Origin of the sequence: Rothia sp. HMSC071B01 (assembly GCF_001808945.1) — a bacterium.
Classification (GTDB): domain Bacteria; phylum Actinomycetota; class Actinomycetes; order Actinomycetales; family Micrococcaceae; genus Rothia.
Genome location: NZ_KV795073.1, coordinates 273,350 through 299,308 on the forward strand (window position 1 = coordinate 273,350; position 25,959 = coordinate 299,308).

Sequence of the window (25,959 nt, forward strand, 5' to 3'; positions counted from 1 at the left end):
GAAGCCTGAAAGGCGGTTGATAATGTGTGAAAACGCAGTCAACGCCCGCGTCCCCGTGGCGGTCCCCGGCGCACGCGGCTCCTCCCCGCTCCTGAAGAAGGTAGCGGGGGCGGTAGCCGCCACTGCAGCCTTGGGGGCCGCCACGGCGGCGTATGGGCACTTTATTGAGCTGAATAATTTTCAGCTCCGCACCGAGTCCCTGCCGGTGTTGCCCGCCGGTAGCCCTGACTTTAGGATTCTGCATATTTCGGATATGCACATGATTCCGGGTCAGCAGAAGAAGATTGACTTCATGCACTCGCTGGCTGCCCTGGAGCCGGATTTGGTGATGAACACGGGTGATAACCTCTCCCACGTGGACGGTATGGGCCCACTGCTGGAGGCGCTCGACCCGCTCATGGACTTCCCCGGCGTGTTTGTGCCCGGCTCGAATTGCTATTTCGCGCCAGTGTTCAAGAACCCGGCGCGTTACCTGTGGCAGCCGCGCACCCCGCAGATGATTGAGGAAGGCTCGCGTGTAGCCCTGCCCATTGAGCGGATGCACGACGCCTTCGAGTCGCGCGGCTGGACGGGTCTAATCAATCGCTACGATACGCTGAACCTCAAGGGTCTGCGCCTGGAGTTCTCCGGTGTGGATGACCCGCACCTGCGTTACGATGAGCACCCCGGATTCGCTCCCGGTGCCTTCGATGAGGGGCAGGAGCCGAGCGTCCGTATCGGCGTGGCGCACGCCCCTTATATGCGTACCCTGCACCGCTTCGTGCAGGACGGTGCGCAGGCCATTTTTGCCGGTCATACGCACGGCGGTCAGGTCTGTCTGCCCGGCGGTCATGCCCTGGTCAGCAATTGCGATTTGCCGCCTTCGCGTGCGAAGGGTGTCAGTGAGCAGTCCGGTATTCCGGTTCAGGTTTCTGCCGGTTTGGGTACCTCTCGTTTTGCGCCGGTGCGTCTGTTCTGCCCACCGGAGGCAATCCTGGTGACCCTCACGGCTCGTGATAAGGAGCAGGGCGCCTCCGCTACCTCGGCGGGTGGTCGTCTCTAATGTCTGAGGTTTCTACAGCGCGCACGACTAAGCGCCGCCGTAATCCTTTCCTGGAGACGGCGAGCGAACCGACCCCCGACCCGATCGACTACGCGCACGGTCAGCGTGCCCCGCGCACCCTCGCCGCGTATGCGCGTCCGATTCGTGTGCGCTGGGGCGTGGGCCTGCTCGTGGCGTTCGGTGCCGGTGCCCTTGAGATTTCCATCCCGCAGATGTTGCAGATTATTGTGGATCATCTCTCGCAGAGCACCACCGAGAGCGCCATCTGGATTGCCGGCGGCCTGGTGCTTCTGCTGGGTATTGCGCACGCCTCCTTCATGTATTGGAGGCGCTGGCTGATTGTGGACCCGACCTCCACAATTGAGCTGTCCATGCGCATGAACTTCTTTGACCGCCTGCTCAGTGCCCCGCTTTCTCTGTTGGACCGTTGGCCCTCCGGTCAGTTGCTGACCCGCTCCATGAGCGATTTGGGGACGATTCGCCGTTGGTTGTCTTTCGGTATTGTTCAGATGCTGACTGTTGCGGTGATGTTCCTGGTCGGTGGCTTCTTCATGCTGCGTTCTTCGCCGTCGCTCGCGCTAGTGTTCGTGGTGACCGTGCCTATTCTGGTGCTGTCACTGGTGAACTTCACCCGCAAGTACTACCGCGCCTCGCATGAGATTCAGCAGATGACGGGCGATCTGTCCACCCGTATTGAGGAGTCGGTGCGCGGCATCCGCGTGATTAAGGCGCTGGGCCGCTCCCCCGAGCAGATTCAGGAATATTCCGAGTCGGTGGATGCCCTGCAGGTGCGCGAGTACAGCAGATCGATGCTGGTGGCTCGTGTCGCCCTGTACCAGGGCCTGATTGTGGGTGTCTCCACGGCGGTGGCGCTGGCTGTGGGCGCTTCGCAGGTTGCGGCGGGCACCTTGAGTCTGGGCGCGATGACCGCCTACTTTGCGGTGCAGACGACCGTGCTCAGCCACGTGACGCGCTCAACCGCGCTGATGTCTGCCTATTTGAGCTATAAGGTGGCGATGGAACGCCACAACGAGGTTATGGACGAGCCCGGATTTGAGGCCGTGCCGCTGGTTCGTGGCTCCGCGGCTATGTCTGCGCCCGAGCATCCGCAGGGTGCTTCTGATTCGTCAACAGTAACTGGAGTGTCTGCCGAAGGCGGCTCCGGGAAGGAAACTATGCAGTACCCCAGCGGTGGCGCAGTATCTGTCACTTTCGATCACGTTCAGTTCAGCTACGACGCTATCAAGGCGCCGGCGGAGGCTACCACTGAGGCGAATTCTGAAGTTGCTTCTGAGACGAAGGCACCCGAGGTTTCCGTGCTGAAGGACGTAAACTTCAAGGTCTTCCCTGGCGAGATTCTGGCGCTGGTGGGCGCAACCGGTAGCGGCAAGTCCACCGCGCTCTCGCTGGTTCCGCGTTTCTACGAGCCGACCTCCGGTTCCCTGCGTTTCGGCACCCGTGATACCGCCGACATGTCTATTGAGGAGGTGCGCGCCCAGACCGCGTTCGTCTTTGAGGAGGCGGTGCTCTTCTCCGGCACGGTCCGTGAGAATGTGCTGATGGGCGTTGCCGAGCAGTACGAGCGCGGCACCGAGGATGAGGACTACCCGAGCCAGGAAGAGCTGGAGGCGACCCTGAACACCGCGTTGCAGCTGGCTGCCTGCGATTTCGTGGCGGAGCTGCCGCAGGGGCTGGACACGATTATCGGTGAGGAGGGTCTGAGCCTTTCAGGTGGCCAGCGTCAGCGCCTGTCCCTGGCGCGCGCCCTGGCGAAGCGTCCCTCCGTTCTGCTGCTGGATGACCCGTTCTCGGCGCTGGATGTGAACACCGAGGAGCGTATTATCACCGGCCTGCGTGAGGGTCTGGAGGGCCTGGGCGGTGCCACTACCCTGCTGACGGCGCACCGCCCCTCCACGGTGGCTCTGGCTGACCGCGTGCTGCTGATGGTTGATGGTGCCGTGGTCGCTGAGGGTACTCACGCTGAGCTGATGGACTCTTCGGAGCAGTACCGCCAGCTGATGACGATGGAGGAAGGCTAATGGCCCATCATCGTCCAGCGGAGCGGCGGGAGGAGTTGAGCCCGCAGGAGCGTGCGGAGACTCGTGAACGCTCGATGGCTCTGCTGCGCCAGATGTTGCGCCCGCACCGTGGAGCGTTGGCGCTGTCGATTATTTCGGTGCTTTTGGTATCGGGCTCCTCGGCGATTGCGCCGATTCTGATTGCCCGCGTTTTGGATAGTTCCATTGAACCGCTCAGGCAGGGTGACGTATCTCCCCTGCTGACTCTGCTGGCGTTTTTTGTGGCGGCTACCGCGGTGACCGCGATTTTTTCGTGGGCCAATGTGGCGTACACGGTGCGCGTGTCGCTGGGCGTGGTGGTGTATCTGCGTAAGCGGGTGTTCCGTCACGCGCAGTCGCTGAGTGTGTCGTTCCATGAGCGGTACACCTCGGGCAAGGTCATTTCGCGTTTGACCAGCGATATTGATACGGTCCGCAGCTTCTTGGACAGCGGCATCAGCCAGTTGGCGATTACCTTGCTGTCCATGGTGATTTCTGCGGTCGCTATTTTCCTTCTGGATTGGCGTATTGGTCTGTTCATGCTGGTCATGGGCGTGCCGATTTACTTCTTGACGCGCTGGTTCCAGAAGGCTGCGGTGCCGGTTTTCCGTACGATGCGTACCGAGTCTGCGCATTTGACGAGCCGTTTTGTGGAGACTTTTACGGGTATCCGCGCGGTGAAGGCGTTTGGTGCGGAGGCGCAGATGCGTTCTGAGTACGCTCAGGCGTCGGAGCGTTACCGCCTTGCGGTGATGGATTCCATTAAGATTTTCGGCGTCTACTCGCCCGTGCTGATGCTTTTGGGCAATGTGTTTATTGCCGGTGCGCTGGTGCTGGGTGGTTATGCGGTGCTGGGCGGCACCATGCAGATCGGTACCCTGCTGGCGCTGGTGATTTACGCGAACCGTGTGTTTGAGCCGGTCATGCAGCTCTCTGAGTTCTACAACATGTTCCAGTCGGCAATGTCCGCGCTGGAGAAGCTTTCGTCCTTCTTGGGTGAGGAGCCGGAGGTTGCTGAGCCGGAGCATCCGCATGAGCGGGCTGTAGAGTCTGTAGCTGAATCTGCTACTGGCGTTACTGAGGGCGCGTCCGGCACGGTTCAGGGCGCTCTGGTGGAGCTGGATTCGGCGGTCTTTGGGTACACCTCGGATCGTCACGCGCTGAAGGAGACGAGCCTGCGCATTGAGCCGGGTACGACCGTGGCGCTGGTGGGTGCTACGGGTGCCGGTAAGTCGACGATCGCTAAGCTGGTGGCTCGTTTCTACGATGTTTCAGCCGGTCAGGTGCGTATTGACGGCGTGGATGTTCGCCAGCTGGCAGATGCTCAGCTGCGCCGTGAGGTGCTCATGCTGACCCAGGAGGTGTTCCTGTTCTCCGCGTCGATTCTGGAGAATATCCGCATGGGTAACCCACAGGCGTCCGATGAGCAGGTGAAGGCTGCCGCGAAGGCGGTGGGTGCTGACGCGTTCATTGAGCGTCTGCGTGACGGCTACGAGTCACAGCTGGGCCGTGGCGGTATTACCCTGTCGGCGGGTCAGCGTCAGCTGGTGTCCTTTGCTCGTGTGTTCTTGGCGAATCCGCGGGTGCTAATTCTGGATGAGGCGACGGCTTCGCTGGACATTCCGAGTGAGCGTGCGGTGCAGGCGGCGCTGCGAACTATTTTGGCGGGGCGTACGGCGCTGGTGATTGCGCATCGCCTCTCGACGGTTCTGGGCGCTGATCGTGTGCTGGTGATTCATGAGGGTTCTGTGGTGGAGGATGGCTCCCCGCAGCAGCTGATTGCCTCCGGCGGTCGTTTTGCGGCGATGTACGCCTCCTGGGATGAGCTGAATCAGGTTCAGGAGGCTGAAGCCTAGGAACTTTATTTGCCTCTCCCTGAGCGGTGGAGTGCCGCTGTGTTGCGTTCTGAATTTTTTTGGGTTATCCTAGGTGAGTTGCCTACGGTATTCGCTGATAGGTCAACATCGGGATGTGGCGCAGCTTGGTAGCGCGCGTCGTTCGGGACGACGAGGTCGCAGGTTCAAATCCTGTCATCCCGACAGATAGCCCCGGTCCTCTGGACCGGGGCTTTGTCGTACCCGCAGTATTTTTGCTGCGCAGTTTGAGTGTATAAAAGCGGCCCTCTCCCCGCGCAGGAACGCAGGGAGGGGGTCGCTTTCGTTTTGAGTTCAGTTCCGTTTAGCCGCGCCCGGAGATGAGGGCGAGAATCGCCTCCAGGGGGCCGCGTCCGGCAATGGAGCGTGCCATGCGTGACCAGAGGGTGCAGAAGCCCAGGGCGATAACAGCGCCGAGCAGCAGGAAGGCGCTCCAGTACACGGCGGTGCCCCAGCCTCCGGTGGCGACGTAGTGCTCGCCGACGGTGAATGCCTTGATGGTGGGTCCGGCGTAGATGATGATTCCGCTCAGCACAATGGAGGCACTCAGCGACATCTGGCCCAGGCGGGCGATGGGGGTGAGCATTCCCGCCTGTGCGGAGAGCAGGCGCGCGCATTCGGCCCAGAAGTAGAGGGTTGCCGCGAGGTTTAGGGTTAGCAGCACCTGCGGGCTGTTGAGGAAGCCGAGCTCGGTGTAGGGGTTGAAGGTGCGGTAGACGGCGAGCGCCAGCACGGCGAGTACCACGGGGATTGCGAGCTTTGCTTGCAGGTTGTCGTAGAGGCGCACGAGTACGATGCCCAGGCACATGACCCAGATGAGCTGGGCGCTTTGGGCGTGGTTGACGCCGTGGCTTGCGAGGAAGGGTAGCTGGACGGCGGTCCACGCATCTGCCTGGGCGGCTACGTCCATGAGCAGGGTGTAGGTCCAGGTAATGAAGGGGCTGGTGACTACCGCTAGCACTGCGATTGCCCACAGGGGAAGGTGCACGACGAATAGGGTCAGCAGGGTGAGTAGCGCCAGGTGCACGAGCATGTCGAAGGGCAGGGAGTAGGAGAAGCCCTGCGCGGGTACGGTCACGTCAGCTTGCGGCAGGTAGGTGATGCCCTGCATGAGTGCCACGCCCAGCAGGAGTAGCGCGAGGAATCGCACGATGGTTCCGGCGAAGAGTTGCGGGAAGTTCGCGGTGCGGGCGTAGCGCCAAGCGGCTGCGCCCAGGATTGCGGCGAAGAGCGGTTCAGCCGGTACGAGGGTCTGCGGGATCCAGAACGTCCAGGACACCGGGATCAGCTGCAGCCAGTATCCGAAGGGGATGAGCAGGCTGAGCACGGCGAAGGCGCGGGCGAGGTCGAGCCCAAGGTCGCGTCGGGTTCCTCCGAGGGAGGCGGCACGTGCCCCGCTGCTGACGGTGGGGATAGGTTGAGTGCGCCCTGCTGCCATGTCCTCGCTCCTTGTAGTGCCGTGTTTGAGAGTCTGTGCACCCTGCCGGTGGTGTGTGCCCTGCCAGGGTATCTGCCGCATCCGGTGGTGTGTGTCGGATGCTCTGGCATAGGTGTTAAGTGTAACGGTGGAAGCTGTGTCTGCTCGGGTGGTGGCGCGGAGGTTTTGCTCTCATACTGCCTCTCTGTCGGCTGCTGGCTGGAGCTTCTTGCCCTATTGGTGAGTGCTGTTCAAGTGTTGTTGCACGAGGTTAGGTGTGTACCATTGGTACGTTCTTAAAGGTGGAGCAACCCCGCGGGAGCATAATTTCGCTCCTTTTACTGTCCCAAACGCGCCCCACCTGCACACACCACGTTGAGGTTTTATGTTTTCGACTTTTTCCCCGCTTTTCTTGACGGATTTGGGGACTTCTGGTGCTCTTCTTGCTTCGGGTACGACTCTGTCGGATGGATCGAGCCACGATAGCGGCCAGTTTGTTTCCATTTTCTGGATTACGTTGGTTGCGTTGCTGTCGCCGATTCTTTCGCGGCTGACGGGTAAGAAGATCCCGGATGTGGTTTTCCTGCTCATTTTTGGTCTGCTCATTGGCCCGAATATGCTCAACCTTGCCAGCAGTGAGGGCGGTATCCCGCTACTGAAGGAGCTGGGCTTGGGCATGCTCTTTTTGATTGCGGGCTTTGAGATTAACGTGTCGTCGCTGCGTAGCCGTCAGGGTTATAGCGCTATTGCCACGTGGGTGGTGTGCTTTGCCTTGGGTATGGCGGGTGCGGCGGTGATTACGTCGTTCTCGCGTGAGCTGAATACGTATATTGCGGTGGGTGTGGCGCTGAGTTCTACGGCGTTGGGCACTCTGCTGCCGATGTTGAAGTCTCACGGTGCTGCCGGTACGCCGGTGGGTAATGCGGTGCTGGTGCACGGTGCTGTGGGTGAGCTTCTGCCGATTTTCGCTATTTCGCTGCTGCTCTCGTCGCGTTCGCCGGGCATGGCGATTGTGGTGTTGCTGGCGTTTATGGTGGTTGCGGTGATTGTGGCGTTGATTCCGCATCGTCTGTTTGCGCATGTGCCGGGTCTGCGTCAGATTATGGTTGCGGAGGCGAATACGACCGGTCAGACGGTTTTGCGTCTTGCGATGTTCCTGCTGGCGACCCTGATCATGTGCACTGCCCTTTTTGATTTGGATGCGGTGCTCGGTGCCTTTGCGGCGGGTCTGATTCTGCGTACTCTGACCCCTCCGGCGGCTTTGCATATGATGACTCGCCGCCTTGAGGTGGTTGGTTTTACGTTCATGATTCCGCTGTTCTTTGTGGTCAGCGGTATGGGTATTGATGTGTCTGCCGTGGTGGCTAAGCCTTTGGGTCTGCTTGCCGTGGTGGTGGGTATTCTGCTGTGCCGTGGTGTTCCGGTGCTTTTGGCGGAGCATTTCTTCGATACCCGTTCGGGGTTGACCACTCGCGCGCAGAAGGCGCAGTTGGCGTTGTATTCGGCTGCGGGTCTGCCGATTATTGTGGCGGTGACGGAGGTTGCGACCAGTTCGGGTCTTCTGGAGGAGTCCACGGCGTCGCTGCTGGTTGCCGGTGGCGCGCTGACGGTTCTACTGTTCCCGCTGTGGGCGTTGGGTATTCGTCAGGCGTTTGGTTCTGCTGGACCGTCTCAGCAGGCGCCGAGCCGTAAGGAACAGATGAATGCTCTGAAGGCTCAGCGTAATGCTCAGACGAAGCTGACTACGGGTATGATTCCGGTGGTTCGTTTGAAGTCTCAGGCTGAATCTGATTCTGTCGAGGTTGAGGTTGCTTCCTGTACTGCGTCTCGGGATGCGGCAAAGAAGCGCAGGGGCTCTGTAGAGAATACGGATGCTGCGCAGAAGTAGCTGCGGCTATGTGGTGGTTCGATCTTTCATGGAATGAACTAGTTTGGACAGGTACCCCGCATACAGTCACAGCAACCTTATGTGGGATTACCTTAATAAAAACCACATAATAACAGGTAGCTACGCTATTCAATTTCACAAGGCATCCCACATATAGGCTCAAAACTCGCCACGCCCTCATCGTAGGGTGTGGCGAGTTTTTGCATCTGAATCTCCTTATAAATCAGGGGGAGGAGACAAAAAATCCTTAAATTCGGATTTTTTATGCAAATATTACAGAAGATGACGTGTCTTAGCTTTCGCGACTGACACTTTGTCCTATAAAATTGAAAGCACACAGGGTATTTCCCTAAAACACACATAAACCAACATACATGCACAGAGCCGCTTCCGCCCCAGCGGGAGCTGGTGTACCTCCCCATTCACACACGGGAGGCGCCCCTTTCGGGAGTATCCGCGACGATACCCCGGCGGCTCCCAACCACGGAGGAGGATTATATGGGTCAGAAAGGTAATTATTTCTAACCTCACATCTCAAGGCCTCGCACTGAATCCTAACGATTGTCTGCACACACAGTCATTTCCGAAGGAAAAATCATGCACCAACTACTCCTCACCGCGAGCACTGGTGGCGTAGAGCTGGACTTCCCGTCATGGCTCCGAATTACGCACTTCATCAACTTCATTATGATGGGCTTCCTGATTCGTTCAGGTTGGGAAGTTCTCGCCTCTCACCCCCGTCTGTACTGGAACAACCAATGCACCCCGGGTTCCGAGTGGCTCAAGTTCACCAAGGACAAGGTTTCGACTGTCCCCGGTGAGTTCACTGCCCGCGACGACCAGCGTCGACTGTCGCCGCTTATCTCCCTACCCGGTAACGGCCAGATTGGTCTCGGCCGTGCATGGCACGCTCTAGTTACTTTTATCTGGATTGCTAACGGTCTCGTCTACGTCTCCTTGCTATTCCTGACCGGCCAGTGGCGCCGCATCGTCCCGACCAGCTGGGACATCATCCCGCAGGCGTGGGAATCCATCCAGATTTACGCTGGCTTCCAGATTCCCTCCATTGAGCATTTCCAGCCGTACGACGCTCTGCAGCAGATTATGTACTTCACCGTGGTGTTCATTGTGGCACCGCTGATGATTGCAACCGGCCCGATTATGAGCCCGGCATTCTGCGGCCGCTTCCCCGGCTACGTGCGCCTCTTCCGTAACCGCCAGACCGCACGTTCCATCCACTTCCTGGGCATGGCGTTCTACTGCATCTTCACCGTCATTCACGTGGCGCTGGTGTTCGTGGTTCACCCCCAGTACAACATCGCCCACATGATGCTGAACAAGCCCTACAACGAGGTCGACGCAGCACAGTTCGCTCAGGCAGTCACCATGCTCATTGGCGGCATTGTCTTCGCTGTGGCACTGTGGCTTTTCGCTTCGTACTGGTCCCTGCGCGACCTGCGATTCACCCAGACCTTCATTTGGGGTCTGACCCAGCCGATTCGTAACGTCCTGCTGGATCGTATCACCTCCCGTCAGGTGCAGAAGAAGACCTTCACCGATGCCGATATTTCGCCCTTCCACTGGGTCAACACTCGCCCGCCGACCGAGCGTGAGAGCACCGAGTGGAACCGTCTGAAGGAGCACGAGTTCGTTGACTACCGCCTCGAGCTGGGCGGCCTGGTGAAGGAATCCAAGTCCCTGAGCATTGACGAGCTCAAGCAGCTGGGCAAGGAAGTCAACATCACCATGCACACCTGCATGCAGGGTTGGACCGGCATCGCCAAGTGGGAGGGCGTGCGCCTGCGCGACGTTCTCGCACTGGTCGAGAAGACCGACGAGGCTCGCTACGTTATGGTGACCTCCTTCGGCCACGTGGGCCACACCTACGACGGCCGACCGACCGAACCGTACTACGAGTGCCTGGATATCTCCATGGCTATGGAGGATGAGACCATCCTGGCCTGGGGCATGAATGATAAGCCTCTGCCGGATGTGTACGGTGGCCCGCTGCGTCTGCGTGCGGACTCCATGCACGGCTACAAGATGGTCAAGTGGGTTCAGAAGATCGAGTGGATCAAAGACTACCACGATGTTGGCGATGGCCAGGGCGGTAGCCGCGAGGACTCCGGTCTGCAGCACTTCGACGCACGTGCCTAAGCGCCAACGCGGAGGCATCGCTACGGTAGAGCCTTCAGCGCTCCGCTAGGTAGCGCGTCGATAAGCAACCATATAAAGCACCGAACGGTGGCGGGTACATGGGCCCGCCACCGTTTTTGCATCCTCATGACTGGTGCATATGCTTCTGAAGACTAGGAGCCTCGAGGGCATAAAGAAACCGCCCGGGAGCCTTAGCTCTCGGGCGGTTTCTTTAGAGGTTTGCCTTCTGGCGCTGCACCTTAAGCGTCGTAGATGATGACGTCCAGGGTACGGGGGCCGTGCACGCCCTCCACGCGGATCAGCTCGATATCACTGGTTGCCGACGGACCGGAAATCATGGTCACAGGGCGGGTGTAGGTGATACGCTCGATCGACTCGGGAACCAGCTCCACCACGGTGGAACGGGGAACCACGCAGATGTGGTGGTCGGGCACCAGGGTGATGGCGCGGCGACCCTCATCGGGGTTGGTGTTCAAGAAGATCGTGCCGGTCTCTGCGCAGGAGACGGTCGAACCGGTCACCACAGCGTCAACTGCGTCCAGTTCCTTCAGGCTCAGGCAGCCGGGTTTGAGGGTGCTACCGGAGTCGGTGACGCGCTTGCGGTCAGCGGTGTCAGCCGGTAGCCACTCCATGTTCAGGCCCTCGGGAACCACGTAGGTGGACTTTTCACCCAGTCGCTCTGCGATGACCTTGGAGATGTTCTCCTTGTTCGCGTGGAACACGTTTGCCTTGTAGTCAATGAGGCGGTCGACGAGCATCTCAATGGTCTGCTCTTCGTTCAGCTCGCTGACGCGGCGGTAGTTACGTACGGGCTCTGGGGCGACGGGTGCGTCAGCCAGGGACGAGCGGATACGTGCGAGGATATCTTCCTTAGCAGAGGACATTAGTTGTTCTCCTTAGCTTCACGGGCTGCCTGGGCGTCCATAGCTGCCTTGGCGTTTGCTGCCGCCTCAGCGACCTTACCCTTGTTTGCCTCGATGAGGGCCTGAATGTCAACGCGCTCAGCGTTATCGCGTGCCGGAGCCTGACCCTTCTCCTTCTTCCACCAGTTGCGGAAAGATTCCTTGGGGGGCTCGGGGATGTCGCGGTAAGCGGTCCAGCCGCTGACGATACCGGGAACAGCGGTGATCTTGTGCTTGCGGCCGCTGATAAGGCGGGACATGGGCAGACCACGCTCTGCAATCGACATCATCTTGCCGGAGGTGAAGAGCTTCTTCGCACCAAGCATCATGCCGTCCATCTGCGAGAAGGGAGCCTTCTTGTTGCCCTCGAACTCGCGGACAGCGTGCTGGGACTCAACATCCTTAGCGCGCAGATGCACGAGGACCTCAGGGAAGTTAATCTTCACGGGGCAAACTTCGTAGCAAGCGCCACAGAGAGAGGATGCGTACGGCAGGGAGTTGTTCTCTGCAGCCTCGATACCGGAGAGCTGCGGGGACAGAATCGCGCCGATGGGGCCCGGGTAGGTGGAGCCGTAGGCGTGACCGCCTGCGCGCTCGTACACGGGGCACACGTTCATGCAAGCGGAGCAGCGGATGCAACGCAGTGCCTGGCGACCCAGCTCGTCGGACAGAACGGCGGTACGGCCGTTGTCGATGAGGATGACGTGCATGTTCTGCGGGCCGTCACCGGGGGTCACACCGGTCCACATGGAGGTGTAGGGGTTCATGCGCTCACCGGTGGAGGAACGGGGCAGCAGCTGCAGGAATGCCTCGTAGTCCTGGAAGGTGGGCAGAATCTTCTCAATACCCATGAAGGTAATGAGGGTGTCGGGCAGGGTCAGGCACATACGGCCGTTACCCTCGGACTCCACGATGGTCAGGGTACCGGTCTCAGCAATACCGAAGTTGGTGCCGGAGACTGCCACGGTGGTGTTCAGGAACTTGTTACGCAGACGGTTACGCGATGCCTCTGCCAGTTCTGCCGGCTCATCGGTGATGTCCGGGTTAATACCCTCAATTTCGCGCAGGAAGATGTCGCGGATTTCGCGGCGGTTGCGGTGAATTGCGGGCACCAGAATGTGGGAGGGGCGGTCGTGGCCGAGCTGGACGATTTCTTCCGCGAGGTCGGTCTCAATAGCGTTGATGCCGTTTTCCTCGAGGAATTCGTTCAGGCCGGTCTCTGCGGTTGCCATGGACTTAATCTTGATGATTTCGTCCACGCCCTGCTCGCGAATCAGGTCCAGAGCAATCTGGTTCGCCTCGGTGGCGTTGCGTGCCCAGTGCACGTGGCCGCCTGCGGCGGTGAAGTTACGCTCGAACTGTTCGAGCAGCTCGGGCAGGTTCGCCAGAACGTAGTTCTTGACGGACTCACCGGTGTTACGCAGGTCCTGCCAGTCGGGCACCTCTGCGGTGACGCGTGCGCGCTTGTTACGGATCGCGTGGGTCACGAAGCGCAGGTTGGCGCGTAGCTGCTCGTTCTTGAGCTCTTCCTTCGCGTACTTGGGGAAGGGGGTTTCTTCGAAAATGTTGCCCTCGCCGTAGTGAACGACCTTGGGCATACCAAGCTGAATAGCGGTCATGAGGTCTTATCTTTCCTTAGCCGATCGAGAGCTCAACACGCTCGGAGTTAATCTTGAGCGGGTTTTCCTTGGTGGATGCGAGGATCTCAGCGAAGTGGATGGTCTGAACGTCCGAGCCGCGACGCATCAGCGCACCGCCGATGTTCATCAGGCAGGAGCAGTCGCCGCCGGTGCAGACGGAAGCACCGGTTGCTTCAACGTTGTCTGCCTTGTCGTTGACCATTGCGCCGGAGACGTCAGCGTTCTTGAAGGAGAAGGTACCACCGAAGCCGCAGCACTGGTCCATGCCCTCGAGCTGGGTGTACTTGATGCCTTCGACGGTGCGGACCAGGTCCTGCTGGCGGGTGCCCAGGCCGAGCATACGCATACCGTGGCAGGAGCTGTGGTAGGTGACGTGCTCGGGGAAGTAGGAGCCGAGCTGCTCGGCAGCGTTGGTGATGCCCAGGATGTCGATTAGCAGCTGGGAAAGCTCGAAGGTGCGGGAAGCAATCTGCTCTGCCTTCAGAGCCAGCGCTTCGTCGCCGCGGCTACGTGCGACCATTGCCTGCTGGTGACGCAGGGAAGCAACGCAGGAGCCGGAGGGTGCAACAGCTACGTCCCAGTCCCAGGAGTCGAAAGCTTCAACGTGGTTCTTGATGACTTCGTAACCGTCATCGAAGTAGCCGGAGTTGACGTGCATCTGAGAGCAGCAGGTCTGGTTCGGGGGGAAGACAACCTCGTGGCCCAGGCGCTCAAGAATTTCGACGGTGGCGCGTGCTACGCGGGGGTACATGCCGTCAACGATGCACGTGGAGAAGAGTGCAATGCGCATGACTTGTCCGTCCTTTCCTCTGTGTTCAGAGTTTCTCGGTCTCACCGCCTGCGTCTGGGGCAGGCGGGGCACAGTCCGAACAAGTTCGGTCTTCCAAAGAAGCGACTCAGATGTATTGAGTCGGGGAAGCTGGACCGGATGGTTCCGGCTAATGTGCGCGCCCCAAGTGGAGGTGGGATGCGGTGGGATCAGAAACCGTGGTGATGTCTTTTATCTTTCTAGCCATTTAACACCGTTGGGCGGCTTTTCTCTAGTTGGAATAGCACATACTTTCCTTGTTAAATAACCGGTTAGGTCGACCTGACCTTAAGGTATATTTCCCTACCTTCCGGTACATGTGACCTCATCTCCCATGCACCCCCCGTAAGACCCCTATATTCTTTTCGCAGATTGAACATTTATCAAACACACAGAAGTGGACCATAAACCCCCTAGAAATCCGCCGTTCTGAAGATTTTATGGTTGTTTTATGGGGCTTTTCCTTTTTAAAACAACATTCTTTTCGGGTATATGCGTCCAAATGAAGACTCTCCCCTGGGTAAACCAATGACCCATACACCCAACTCGTGATGTATCTGAAAATATTCGAGTTTCAGAACCTGGAATTAACTATCAGAACCGCAATATTTCGGCAGTTTCACTGGAAGCGAGCCCAGGTTCCGGTCGCCTTCCACAAAAATGAGTCAGGTCACTTTTGGTGAAACACCACATTATCCGGTACTCTTCTAAACATGCGATCAATGGTCTGACCACATCCCCGCATGGGAAACAATGACCCGTTCCCCAGCGGGATTATCTATGGTCTGACCACACACAAGACACACCCTGAACCAAAGGAGTTCCAGTGGAAACTTATACCGCTGTAACCAATGCAGTGGGAGGTAGCCTCGGCCTCAGCGCACTCGTGGCAACCATTCCCCTCCTCACCTTCTTTGTGATGCTACTGGGCGTTAAGGCACGCGCTCACTGGTCCGCACTCGTGGCACTGGCAGCATCCATCCTCGTAGCAGTCCTGGGCTTCCACATGCCCGCTGACCTCGCCGGTCTGAGCGCCGTCCGCGGTGGCATCTACGGCCTGGTCATCTGCTGGGTTATCCTCGGTGCAATCTGGTTCTACCAGCTCACCGTTCTCTCCGGCCGCTTTGAAGACCTGCGCCGCGTCTTCGACCGCCTCGGCGGCGGCGACCTGCGCATCCAGGCTATCCTCATCGCATTCTGCTTCGGCGGTCTGCTCGAGGCACTGGCTGGCTTCGGCGCTCCCGTTGCAATTACCGCAACCATGATTCTCGCCCTGGGCGTTAAGCCCCTCAAGGCTGCTATTACCGTTCTGCTCGCTAACACCGCACCCGTGGCATTCGGCGCAGTTGCTGTCCCGATTACCACCGCAGCTGACGTCGGCGGCAAGGACGCACACGTTATCGCAACCATCGTTGGTCACCAGGCTCCGTTCCTGGCAATGCTCGTTCCGCTCATCCTGCTCGTCATCCTCGACGGTATGAAGGGCCTGAAGGACGCTTGGCTGCCCGCACTGATCATCGGTGTTTCCTTCGCAATTACCCAGTGGGTCACCGCTGCTACCCCCGCGTTCAACCTGACCGACGTTGTTGCTTGCATCGTCTCCATGGGTGTTGCTGTTATCTTCCTGCAGTTCTGGAAGCCGCGCGGCGTCGAGGGCGTTCGTGAACGCTACGGTCTGCCCGCACAGTCCGAAGAGAAGGAAGCTCTGCCCGCAGTTCGCGTCTGGATGGCACTGCTGCCCTACGTCATCGTTGTCGCAATCTTCGGTGTTGCTAACCTGCACGCTGGCCTGAAGGCATGGCTGAAGAGCTTCGTCATCAAGATTGATATCCAGGCTCTGAGCTCCCGCCTCGTCACCGCTGACGGCAAGCCCGTCAAGGACGCTGTCTACAACTTCGCGTGGATGTCCAACCCCGGCACCCTGCTGATCATTTCCGGTCTGGTTGTTGCTGTGGTCTACTTCTTCTTCAACGAGAAGGGCCGCTACGCCTTCAAGTTCCCGGCAATCTTCACCGAGTTCGGTTCCGTTGTCTACCGCATGCGCTGGTCCATCCTGACCATTGCTTCGGTTCTGGCACTGGCATACGTCATGAACTTCTCCGGTCAGACCATTGCTATGGGTACCTTCCTGGCAGGCCTGGGCACCGTCTACGCGTTCCTCGCACCGGCTCTGGGCTGGATCGGTACCGCTGTGACCGGTTCGGACACCAGCGCGAACGCACTGTTCTCCAAGCTGCAGGTGTCTGCTGCTGAGAACCTGCAGCACGCAGGTATCCACGGCGCAACCCCCGAGCTCATGCTGGCTGCTAACACCACCGGTGGTGTGGTCGGTAAGATGATCTCCCCGCAGTCGCTGGCTATTGCTGCTACCTCCGTGGACATGGAAGGCAAGGAATCCGACATCCTCAAGGCTGTCCTCCCCTGGTCCTTCGCTATGCTCCTGTTCGTCTGCATCCTGGTCTTCCTGCAGACCAACGTGCTGTCCTTCATGATTCCCTAATCTGAAGCTCAGGTTTTAGAGAGTTCCTGAAGCATCCGCTTCACGAACAGTAGGACATTCGCCCCGGTTTGACCGGAGGCCACAGCGGGGCGGCGTACCTTTCCGGTATCGCCGCCCCGCTTTTTATGCCCCTTATGACTCGATAGGTTGCCCCAATAGTTTGGGAGAACATGCTGAGTCGAGACTTCTTTTCGTTATCCGCCTCGTTATCAGGAGAGAGTATGCCTCGTTCTTTTGACGACACCCAGCCTGCAGAGGCGCCCCCTGTGGTTGAGCGCCAGCCGATTCTGGCGGACCGCAGCTACAGCATCATTCTGGAGACCTTTGAGCGGCGCCTGCGCCTGGGTGAGTTGCGTGTGGGCGATAAGCTCCCCTCCGAGCGTGAGCTGGCGGCACGGCACGGTATCTCCCGCCCCTCGGTCCGTGAGGGTTTGAGGGTTCTGAACGCGCTGGGTCTGATTCGTTCCAGCACGGGTTCGGGACCGAAGTCGGGCGCGATTATCATTTCTGAGCCGTCGGATGCGCTCAGCTGGGCGCTGCGCATGCACATTGCGACCCGTAGCCTGCCGGTGAAGGACGTTGTCTCAACCCGCTTGCTGCTGGAGGGCCCTGCGGCGCGTGCGGCAGCTGCCGCGCCGGACACTCCGGAGCGTGCGGCGGCGCTGGAGCGGGCGCGCGTGCATCTGGCAGAGATGGATGAGCAGATCAGCGATGAGCGCTTCCACTTCTGCGATACGCGTTTTCACTATGAGCTGTCGAAGCTCGGCGGCAATATTGTGCTTGATACGGTTATTGACTCTCTGCACATGGCGACGATGAGCTATGTGCAGGAGGCAGTTCCTTTCTTGAAGGATTGGGAAGCGGTCAAGCGCACGTTGCAGCAGCAGCATTACGGCATTATTGAGGCGATTGCCTCTCACGATGAGCAGGCAGCCTATGAGCGGGTGTGTGAGCACATTACGTGGTTCTATTCGCTGTCTGACCGGGCTGCGGAGGAGCGGGCGCGGCAGCATCCGGCGCGGGATATTCTGCACGAGGATTTGTGCCACGAGAACATTCACGCCGGCTAGGATGTGCCACTCAACCTCATAACCCCACATAGCTAAAGGGCGGTGCCCCGGAAGAATGACCTTCCGGGGCACCGCCCTTTAGCTATCTCAAAGACTTATTCGGTCCGAAATATTGAGTTTAGAACTTCGTGCCGGTCAGACGCTCATACGCCTCAACGTAACGGGCACGAGTCTTCTCCACAACCTCCTCAGGCAGGTGCGGCACGTTATCCGAACCGTCCCAACCCGCTTCCGGGGAACGCAGCCAGTCACGCACATACTGCTTATCGAAGCTCGGCTGTGCACGACCCGGCTCGTACTGGGTCGCATCCCAGAAACGCGAAGAGTCCGGGGTCAGCACCTCATCACCCAGGGTGATTTCGCCGCGGTACGAATCGGTACCGAACTCCATCTTGGTATCCGCCAGAATAATGCCCTGCTCGCGAGCAATCTTCTCGGCAGTGGTGTACAGGCTCAGGCTCAGCTCCTCCAGGCGCTCACCCACCGGCTGACCCACCTCAGCGTACAGCTCCTCACGGGTCACCAGCTCATCATGCTCACCCACCTCAGCCTTACCGGTCGGAGTGAAAATCGGGGTCTCCAGGCGGGAACCATCCACCAGACCCGCAGGCAACTTCACACCAGCAATCTCACCAGTCTCGTTGTACACAGCCAAACCCGAACCGGTCAGGTAACCGCGCACAATGCACTCCACCGGGAACATGTTCAGGGAGCGGCAAATCATTGCTCGACCAGCCACAACATCCGGAACGTCAGTGGACAGCACGTGGTTCGGAACCTGCTTGAGCTGCTCAAACCACCACAGGGACATCTGAGTCAGAATCTTGCCCTTATCCGGGATCTCGGTGGGCAGAATACGGTCAAAAGCGCTAATACGGTCCGAGGCAACAACCATGACCGAACCGGCACGCAGCTCAGCGTCATCATTGACGGTCAAGCCGGTAGCATCAAAACGTTCCTCATTCGGAACATACAGGTCGCGGACCTTACCGGAATAAATGTGAGTCCAGCCCGGGATTTCCACGGGGTTAGAACGAGAAGTCATGAGAATTTCTCCTGATGAGGTGGTGTGATGTGGATGCAAAAAGTCTGTGTAATTACAATACCGCGACAGGCACGGCTCCCGATAGTGCCATCAGTCACCGATACGGCACAATCTTGAGGCAAAGAAGCGACCGGCTCCCCCACCCTCAAGCGGGAAAGCCGGTCATATTAAGGTTTTAACCGCGCGGAGCGGGAATGTGGATGCGGTTCTCCACAGCCTTCAACGCGATATCGGTACGGTACTGCGCGCCAGCCCAAGAGATAGCGCGAACACCCTCGTAGGCGGCGTTACGGGCAGCAGCCAGGTCATCGCCGAGAGCAACAACAGCCAGCACACGACCGCCAGCAGTCAGCACACCCTCCTCGGATGCGGCAGTACCCGCGTGAATCACGTGCACGCCCTCCAGAGCATTCGCCTCATCCAGACCGGAGATAACATCACCCTTGCGGGGAGTGTCAGGGTAGTTCTCAGCAGCCATAACCACGTCCACTGCGGTGCGGGGATCCCAATCCAGCTCGGTACCCTCAGAAATTTCACCGCGAGCAGCCGCACGCAGCAGCTGACCCAGCGGGGTGCGCAGACGCGCCAGAACCGCCTGGGTTTCCGGGTCGCCAAAGCGTGCGTTGAACTCGATAACGCGCACGCCGCGGCTGGTCACAGCCAGGCCGCAGAAGAGCACACCCACGAACGGGGTGCCGCGCTCAGCCATACGAGCCACGGTCGGGCGGGCAACCTTCTCCACAACCTCCTGAACGAAGCCCTCAGGCAGCCAGGGAAGCGGGGTGTAGGCGCCCATACCGCCGGTGTTCGGGCCCTCATCGTTGTCGAAGATGCGCTTGAAGTCCTGAGCCGGGGACAGCGGCAGAACGTTCTTACCGTCAGAGATGACGAAGAGGGACACCTCGGGGCCGTCCAGGAACTCTTCGATGACCACGGTGCCGCCAGCGTTGAAGCAAGCCTGAGCGTGCTCCAGTGCCGCGGTGCGGTCCTCGGTCACCACAACGCCCTTACCCGCAGCCAGGCCGTCGTCCTTCACCACATAGGGTGCACCGAACTCGTCCAGTGCCGCCTGCGCCTCAGCGGCGTTCGTTGCCACGTAAGCGCGGGCAGTCGGCACGGAAGCCTCTTCCATGACCTGCTTAGCGAAAGCCTTAGAACCCTCCAGCTGTGCAGCAGCTGCGGAGGGGCCGAAAACATCAAAACCCGCCTCACGCAGCGCGTCAGAAACACCGGCGACCAGGGGCGCCTCCGGGCCAATAACGACCAGGTCGGCGTTCAGTTCGCATGCCAGGGCGGTTGCCTGAGCGGGATCATTTGCGTCAATTGCGTGGACGGGAACATCCTGGGCAATGCCGGCGTTGCCGGGGGCGCTGTGCACCTCAGTTACCTCAGGGTCGCGCAGAAGCGCTCGGATAATTGCATGTTCGCGGCCGCCGGGGCCCAGTACCAAAACCTTCATAGTATTTAGGGTACCCGGTACCCTCTCAAAAATGTGAGCTGAGCACACTAAAAATGCGGCCCTTCTCATGTAGCGGCACATTCGCAAGAATGCACGCTAGAGAAGAGCCGCACAGCGCGGTAACCGAAGCTACCGAATCAAGCTAAACCTTAGATGAGGGCGGTAATAGCAGCCACACCACCGAAGACAATACCCGGGAGGTTCGCGATGATGATCGGGACGTCCTTCTTGGGGCGCCACAGACCGTACAGAACCCACAGGGTGCAGTTTATAGCGGCTACCAGGGGCTGAATCCAGTCGCCCTTGTGACCGTTCAGGTTACCGATAATCTGCGGGAAGTAGAAGACATACATGAGCACGGCAGTAATCGAAGCGACTCGCGCAAGAATGGGGAAAAACTTGGCGTGAAATTCAGATTCAGCGCTCATGCCGCTTTTTTCTGCGGTGTTCTTAGGGGTGGTGGAAGAAGAGTTGTTCTGCTCTGCCATAAAATTACCTATTTCTGATGATCTAGTGTGCGTATTATCTGGTGCTGTCGTTCTCGCAAACAGTGGAGACGTAGATGATGGGAGGATCTGTTCTAGGTGGCTCCAGGATAGGTGGCGCTAGGATACATGGCGCTAGGAAGGGGCCACTCCCATTTTGAGAGGTATGCGCAGACCTCACGGGTATACTCCACGAATATTCTATTCCTCCCCATGCTAAAGACGTAACCCCTACCACCAATTAATATGAGAGGTATCACATATACAGCTCACTGTCGGTCAAAAAATATCACATAAACATCCAAAAATAAGGATGAATCCGCCCCACCCTTACAAGCAACGTTCTGCACGGAAATATTTGCGGGGATACCATTCTGAGCCGCCCTATACGCGTAAAACCGCGTACATAAGGCAGAACAATACACCCCTTAAACTAAAAGAATGACCAACAGCACCACCCCACAGGCAACCACTCACACCACCAACCCCAGCAGCGTCTTCGACGTAGAACTCGCGCAGCTCACCCGCAACAACCTCGTTGAGGCACGCCACCGCGGCCGCCTCATTCTGCTGGGCCCCGACGGCGAAATTCAGCTTGCCCTCGGCGATATTCACGACCCCTTCTACCTGCGCTCCGCCGCCAAGCCCCTACAGGCAATTGGTTCCATGAAGGCGGGCGCACCCCTGCGCGGCTCCCAGGTCGCCATCGCCTGCGGCTCGCACCGTGGCACCTTCGAGCAGATGCGCGCTGTGCAGGACGTACTCACCCAGGGCAGCACCGAAACCAACCCGCTCACCCCGGCAAACCTGGCGCTCAAGTCCACGCTCCCCTCCGACAAGCAGGCACGCCAGGCAATGATTCAGGCGAACCTCGCCGCCACCGCCCTGGCGCACCCCTGCTCAGGCAAGCACGCCGCCTTCCTGTGGGCGTGCACCGCCAAGCTTGAACGCGGCGACCTTGAAGAGGGATCGCAGAACTGGACCCTGCACAACTACCTCGACCCCGCACACCCGCTGCAGCAGGTCATCACCGAGGAGATGGAGGCGTTCACCGGCGAGCCGGTAGCCGCTATCGGCGTTGACGGCTGTGGTGCGCCCGTGCACGCCGTCTCCCTGACCGGTACCGCACGCGCCTACTCGACCCTGGGTGCGGCAATCCGCAACCTCGGGGCGGATGCGCGCGCCTCCACGGTCGCGACCGCCATGGTGGACTACCCCGAGCTGATTCAGGCACCCGGATCCCCCGATACCGTGCTCAGCGAAGAACTGGACGCGATTGTCAAGGGCGGCGCGGAGGGCGTGCTCTGCATTGGTCTGCGTTCGGGCGCGTCCGTGGTGGTGAAGATGAGCGACGGTTCGCACCGCGCCATGTACGCCGTGGCTCTGCGCGCTCTCGCCGCTGGCGGCTACCTGAGCGCCGAGGAATGCGAGCGCCTACTCGCGCTGGTGGTTCACCCGGTGACCGGCGGCTTCGTGGACGGTAAGCCGGTTGAGGTGGGCGAGCTGCGCGTACATGAGGAGCTTTTCACCCGCGAGGGTCTGGTTCCCGGCGCCCCGGAAGAGGACTAGTCGTGGCGATTCGACGTAAAACTTCCGAAGCAGACGGCATGGCGGCGGTACGCGAAGTGCGTGCTTTCTTTGAGGCGCAGCGTGCGGCAGCCGGCGAGCCTGCGGAATTGCATAACCGAGGCGAGTACCTGCTGAACAGCCCCGAGGTGGAGCAGGCGTTTGCCGCGCTCCCCCGCCCGGTGCGCGCTACCTTTGTGCGCTTCACCCTGGAGGAGCTGGCAACCCTCGCCCCCGGCAATAGTGTGGAGGTGCGCGTACCCCCGCTGGGCGTGACCCAGTGCGTGGCGGGTCCTCGCCATACGCGCGGTACCCCGCCGTCCGTGGTGGAGGCGCCTCCGCTCGTGTGGGCGGCGCTGGTTCTGGGTGCCTGTTCGTGGGCGCAGGCGGTGAGTGCCGGTGCGCTGGATGCGTCGGGTGAGCGTAGTGACCTTTCGGGTTTGTTGCCGCTCTTCTAGAATTCGCTACGAGCTCACAGGTCCACGCAGTTTTCGTGATTTGGCGTGTTTGGTGCCTGTTCTAGTGGTCCATCCTGAGGTATTTAGCGCATCTTTCACCGCATCGGCTCCGAAACCCGGTACACTTTTAAAGGTCTGGTGTATGCTACGGCACACACAGGCAGGTGTGAGTGCGGCAACACGCCCTAATCTTGCGCTTGCACAGACGCATCCGCAGTCCCATCGTCGAAAAGAAGTGAATTGATTCGCCCCGACGGAAAACTCACTCACGACCTCGATCCAATTGACCACGGCCCCAAGGACGCCTGCGGCGTCTTCGGTGTCTGGGCTCCCGGCGAGGACGTGGCAAAGCTAACCTACTACGGCCTGTACGCGCTCCAGCACCGCGGCCAGGAATCAGCAGGTATCGCAACCAGTAACGGCAAACGCATCCACGTGTACAAAGATATGGGACTGGTCTCCCAGGTCTTTGACGAAGCCACCCTCAGTTCCATGCCCGGCGACCACGCTATCGGCCACGCCCGATACTCCACCACCGGCGCATCCCACTGGGCTAACGCACAGCCGACTCTCGGTACCACCCCGCACGGCACGCTCTGCCTGGCGCACAACGGTAACCTCACCAACTCGGCAGACCTCTACGAGCGTCTGATTGAAAAGAACGGCGGCAAGCCCCCCAAGCACGGCGAACTCGCCCAGGGCAACACCACCGACACCGCACTCGTCACCGCCCTGCTGGCGGAGCACGACTTCGACTCCCTTGAAGAAGCAGCACTCGACCTATTGCCGACCCTTCGCGGTGCTTTCTGCCTCACCTTCATGGATGAGCACACCCTCTACGCTGCACGCGACCCGCAGGGTGTACGCCCCCTCGTGCTCGGTCGTCTGGAGCGTGGCTGGGTTGTCGCATCCGAAACCGCGGCACTTGATATTGTCGGTGCGTCCTTCGTGCGTGAAGTGGAGCCCGGCGAGCTCATCACCATTGATGAGAACGGTCTGCGTTCCCAGCGTTTCGCAAAAGCTAAGCCCGCCGGTTGCGTCTTCGAGTACGTTTACCTCGCTCGCCCGGACACCACCATCTCCGGCCGTAGCGTCTACGAATCCCGCGTAGAAATGGGCCGTCAGCTTGCCCGCGAACACGCTGTTGAAGCTGACCTGGTCATGCCCACTCCCGAATCCGGTGTTCCGGCTGCTATTGGTTACGCCGAAGAGTCCGGCATTCCCTACGGTAACGGCCTGGTCAAGAACGCCTACGTGGGCCGAACCTTCATTCAGCCCTCGCAGACTATCCGCCAGCTCGGTATTCGACTCAAGCTGAACCCGCTCAAGTCTGTGGTTGCCGGTAAGCGCCTCGTCGTTATTGACGATTCCATTGTTCGCGGTAACACTCAGCGTGCCCTCGTGCGTATGCTCCGCGAAGCTGGCGCGAAGGAAGTGCACGTGCGCATCTCCTCCCCGCCCGTGAAGTGGCCTTGCTTCTACGGTATTGACTTCGCTTCCCGCGCGGAGCTGATCGCTAACGGCCTGTCCGTGGACGAAATCGCTTCCTCCCTGGGTGCCGATTCGCTCGGCTTCATCTCTCAGGACGGCATGATGGCAGCCACCGAGCAGCCCGCCGAAAACATGTGCACCGCATGCTTCACCGGCAAATACCCGATTGAGTTGCCGAGCGAGGAACGACGCGGCAAGTCCCTCTTCGACTCCTCGGAGAAGGGCAAGGGCGGACCCCTCGCCGGTAAGGCAGCTGAGGTGACCGTGGAGCGCCCCGTCCCCTCCAAGCCTGAGCATGCTGAGGCCGTCTCCATTGAGACCCGCGAAGGCACCGAAACTCTCGAAACGAAGTTCGATCTCTCCGCAGTACAGGTTGCCGCAGACGACGCCGGTATGGGCATGTGCAACCCCGGCCCCGACGCCGACCTCGAGGCATTGCTCACCGAGCAGGACCGCATCCCCGCAAACTCCTCCGCTACCGCTACCCCGAAGGAATCCTCATGAGCGAGAACACCACCACCGTAACCTACGCGAGCGCAGGTGTTGACGTAGAGGCTGGCGATCGCGCCGTTGAGCTGATGAAGGGCGCTATCAAGGCGACCCACAACTCCTCCGTCGTTGGTGGCGTGGGCGGCTTCGCGGGCCTGTACGACGTCTCCGAGCTGGTCAAGTACCGCAAGCCCTACCTTGCCACCTCCACTGACGGTGTGGGCACCAAGGTCGCTATCGCGCAGGCACTCGATATTCACGACACCATCGGCTACGACCTGGTCGGCATGGTCGTGGACGACATCGTCGTGTGCGGCGCTAAGCCGCTGTTCATGACCGACTACATTGCCACCGGCAAGGTCGTTCCCGAGCGTATCGCTGACATTGTGCGCGGTATCGCTGGCGCATGTGCACAGGCTGGCACCGCCCTGGTTGGCGGCGAAACCGCCGAGCACCCCGGCTTGCTCGCAGAAGATGAGTACGACGTTGCGGGCGCAGCAACCGGTCTGGTCGAGGCTGACGAGCTGCTCGGTCCCGAGCGCGTACGTGAGGGCGACGTGCTGATTGCTATGGCATCCTCCGGTATTCACTCCAACGGCTACTCCCTGGTCCGCAAGGTCCTGAACGTTGCCGGTTGGGGTCTGGAGCGCCAGGTGGACGAGCTGGGCCGCACCATCGGTGAAGAGCTGCTCGAACCCACCCGCGTGTACGCTGCAGACTGCCTGGACCTGGCGGCAGCATTCCCCGTCAACGGCGAAGACGGCACCACCGGCAGCGGTGTACGCGGCTTCTCCCACGTGACCGGCGGCGGCCTGGCCGCTAACCTGGCTCGCGTTCTGCCCCAGGGCCTGGAGGGTCGCGTGGACCGCTCCACCTGGCAGATTCCCGCGATCTTCTCCCTGATCGGTTCGCTGGGCAACGTGCCCCTTGCCGACCTGGAGCGCACCCTGAACCTGGGCGTGGGCATGATCGCTATCGTTGACCCCTCCGTGGCTGAGGCTGCTACCAAGCGCCTGAACGACCGCGGTATCCCCTCCTGGATTATGGGTGATGTTGTTGCCGCTGGCGAGCCCGAGGCAAACAGCGCGGACTACATTCAGGGCGCTAAGGGCGTGGACGGCGGCGCGGTTCGCCTGCTGGGCTCCTACGCTTCCTAAGGACGCTTTCTCCAGTAGGTAGCGAGCGCCAGCTTGCTGGTGCTGATGATTCTATAGACCGGGGCGGTCACCCATGCGGTGGCCGCCCCGGTCTTTGTGTGTCTACCGGCGGGGCGTGCTGTCCCGTGTGTTTGATGCCAGCTTTTTATTTATTTTCACGCGTATTTCAGGCTATTTTTATTTTTTGCTATCAACTGCATTTTTAATGCATTCTAGTGCTTACACCACAGTGTTAAAACATTTATTTCTCTCCCCTGTCAGCAAGAGGTGCCGCATATCCTGCCTCGTATACTCCAACCCTCAAGCTTTACTTATATAAACTCTCATTCATTGGGTGCTATTCAGCCTCCAGAGGTTGATTTTCTGTACATTAACCCGTGAAAAGCACCTCAAGAATCCCTCAAGTTCACCTTGAAGTGATACCTTAGAAATGTACGTTGCACACCGTCCAAAA

18 protein-coding genes and 1 tRNA gene are annotated in these 25,959 nt (G+C 59.6%); 12 read left to right on the forward strand and 7 right to left on the reverse strand.

Features of this window, described 5'->3' with window-relative positions; genetic code table 11:
* The first annotated feature begins 22 nt into the window (after positions 1 to 22).
* The 4 genes from HMPREF2527_RS06090 to HMPREF2527_RS06105 all read left to right on the forward strand — a co-directional run bounded on the left by HMPREF2527_RS06090 (position 23) and on the right by HMPREF2527_RS06105 (position 5,138).
* Positions 23 to 1,042 (forward strand): metallophosphoesterase, encoded by a 1,020-nt coding sequence (locus HMPREF2527_RS06090; RefSeq protein WP_070507122.1) that lies wholly within the window; start codon positions 23 to 25, stop codon positions 1,040 to 1,042.
* Positions 1,042 to 3,081: an ABC transporter ATP-binding protein gene (locus HMPREF2527_RS06095; RefSeq protein ID WP_070507124.1), complete on the forward strand. Its 2,040-nt coding sequence runs from the start codon at positions 1,042 to 1,044 to the stop codon at positions 3,079 to 3,081. Before HMPREF2527_RS06090 ends, HMPREF2527_RS06095 begins: the two co-directional genes overlap by 1 nt.
* On the forward strand, positions 3,081 to 4,955 hold the full coding sequence (locus HMPREF2527_RS06100) for an ABC transporter ATP-binding protein (RefSeq protein ID WP_070507126.1): 1,875 nt from the start codon (positions 3,081 to 3,083) through the stop codon (positions 4,953 to 4,955). Before HMPREF2527_RS06095 ends, HMPREF2527_RS06100 begins: the two co-directional genes overlap by 1 nt.
* Positions 4,956 to 5,064: 109 nt before the next feature.
* Positions 5,065 to 5,138 (forward strand) — tRNA-Pro (locus HMPREF2527_RS06105).
* Positions 5,139 to 5,277: 139 nt separating this feature from the next.
* Here the strand turns inward: HMPREF2527_RS06105 and HMPREF2527_RS06110 are convergent.
* Complete coding sequence (locus HMPREF2527_RS06110) at positions 5,278 to 6,411, reverse strand: hypothetical protein (RefSeq protein WP_070507128.1); 1,134 nt, start codon at positions 6,409 to 6,411, stop codon at positions 5,278 to 5,280.
* 364 nt (positions 6,412 to 6,775) lie between these two features.
* Here HMPREF2527_RS06110 and HMPREF2527_RS06115 point away from each other — a divergent pair, with 364 nt between their 5' ends.
* On the forward strand, positions 6,776 to 8,278 hold the full coding sequence (locus HMPREF2527_RS06115) for a cation:proton antiporter (RefSeq protein WP_070507130.1): 1,503 nt from the start codon (positions 6,776 to 6,778) through the stop codon (positions 8,276 to 8,278).
* Between the two features lie 597 nt (positions 8,279 to 8,875).
* A complete protein-coding gene (locus HMPREF2527_RS06120) occupies positions 8,876 to 10,435 on the forward strand; it encodes a molybdopterin-dependent oxidoreductase (protein ID WP_070507133.1) in 1,560 nt (519 codons plus the stop codon).
* Between the two features lie 239 nt (positions 10,436 to 10,674).
* Here HMPREF2527_RS06120 and HMPREF2527_RS06125 read toward each other — a convergent pair whose 3' ends face one another.
* The 3 genes from HMPREF2527_RS06125 to HMPREF2527_RS06135 are packed head-to-tail and all read right to left on the reverse strand — an operon-like array spanning position 10,675 to position 13,767.
* A complete protein-coding gene (locus HMPREF2527_RS06125) occupies positions 10,675 to 11,319 on the reverse strand; it encodes a LutC/YkgG family protein (protein ID WP_012902909.1) in 645 nt (214 codons plus the stop codon).
* Complete coding sequence (locus HMPREF2527_RS06130; protein WP_049353896.1) at positions 11,319 to 12,956, reverse strand: LutB/LldF family L-lactate oxidation iron-sulfur protein; 1,638 nt, start codon at positions 12,954 to 12,956, stop codon at positions 11,319 to 11,321. Before HMPREF2527_RS06130 ends, HMPREF2527_RS06125 begins: the two co-directional genes overlap by 1 nt.
* 16 nt (positions 12,957 to 12,972) lie before the next feature.
* Positions 12,973 to 13,767, reverse strand: a complete 795-nt coding sequence (locus tag HMPREF2527_RS06135) for a (Fe-S)-binding protein (RefSeq protein WP_005504630.1) — start codon at positions 13,765 to 13,767, stop codon at positions 12,973 to 12,975.
* Positions 13,768 to 14,611: 844 nt separating this feature from the next.
* On the opposite strand from HMPREF2527_RS06135, the gene HMPREF2527_RS06140 reads away from it, so the two are divergent.
* Together HMPREF2527_RS06140 and HMPREF2527_RS06145 are read left to right on the forward strand one after the other, a co-directional pair.
* On the forward strand, positions 14,612 to 16,285 hold the full coding sequence (locus HMPREF2527_RS06140) for an L-lactate permease (RefSeq protein ID WP_070507135.1): 1,674 nt from the start codon (positions 14,612 to 14,614) through the stop codon (positions 16,283 to 16,285).
* 221 nt (positions 16,286 to 16,506) lie between these two features.
* Positions 16,507 to 17,355 (forward strand): FadR/GntR family transcriptional regulator, encoded by an 849-nt coding sequence (locus HMPREF2527_RS06145; RefSeq protein ID WP_049340966.1) that lies wholly within the window; start codon positions 16,507 to 16,509, stop codon positions 17,353 to 17,355.
* 118 nt (positions 17,356 to 17,473) lie between these two features.
* Here the strand turns inward: HMPREF2527_RS06145 and HMPREF2527_RS06150 are convergent, their stop codons facing one another.
* The 3 genes from HMPREF2527_RS06150 to HMPREF2527_RS06160 all read right to left on the reverse strand — a co-directional run bounded on the left by HMPREF2527_RS06150 (position 17,474) and on the right by HMPREF2527_RS06160 (position 20,347).
* Positions 17,474 to 18,400: a phosphoribosylaminoimidazolesuccinocarboxamide synthase gene (locus HMPREF2527_RS06150; RefSeq protein WP_070507137.1), complete on the reverse strand. Its 927-nt coding sequence runs from the start codon at positions 18,398 to 18,400 to the stop codon at positions 17,474 to 17,476.
* Between the two features lie 175 nt (positions 18,401 to 18,575).
* Positions 18,576 to 19,859 (reverse strand): phosphoribosylamine--glycine ligase, encoded by a 1,284-nt coding sequence (purD, locus tag HMPREF2527_RS06155; protein WP_070507139.1) that lies wholly within the window; start codon positions 19,857 to 19,859, stop codon positions 18,576 to 18,578.
* Positions 19,860 to 20,008: 149 nt separating this feature from the next.
* Positions 20,009 to 20,347 carry a hypothetical protein gene (locus HMPREF2527_RS06160; protein WP_070507141.1) on the reverse strand — a complete coding sequence of 113 codons (339 nt, stop codon included), beginning with the start codon at positions 20,345 to 20,347 and terminating at the stop codon, positions 20,009 to 20,011.
* 438 nt (positions 20,348 to 20,785) lie between these two features.
* On the opposite strand from HMPREF2527_RS06160, the gene HMPREF2527_RS06165 reads away from it, so the two are divergent.
* From HMPREF2527_RS06165 to purM, 4 genes are all read left to right on the forward strand, one after another.
* A complete protein-coding gene (locus HMPREF2527_RS06165) occupies positions 20,786 to 21,913 on the forward strand; it encodes an asparaginase (RefSeq protein ID WP_070507143.1) in 1,128 nt (375 codons plus the stop codon).
* A 2-nt stretch (positions 21,914 to 21,915) separates the two neighbouring features.
* Positions 21,916 to 22,368: a sterol carrier family protein gene (locus HMPREF2527_RS06170; protein ID WP_070507146.1), complete on the forward strand. Its 453-nt coding sequence runs from the start codon at positions 21,916 to 21,918 to the stop codon at positions 22,366 to 22,368.
* Between the two features lie 240 nt (positions 22,369 to 22,608).
* Positions 22,609 to 24,363, forward strand: coding sequence for an amidophosphoribosyltransferase (purF, locus tag HMPREF2527_RS06175; RefSeq protein ID WP_070507148.1), 1,755 nt, complete (start codon positions 22,609 to 22,611; stop codon positions 24,361 to 24,363).
* Complete coding sequence (purM, locus tag HMPREF2527_RS06180; RefSeq protein WP_070507150.1) at positions 24,360 to 25,505, forward strand: phosphoribosylformylglycinamidine cyclo-ligase; 1,146 nt, start codon at positions 24,360 to 24,362, stop codon at positions 25,503 to 25,505. Before purF ends, purM begins: the two co-directional genes overlap by 4 nt.
* Positions 25,506 to 25,959: the final 454 nt, after the last annotated feature.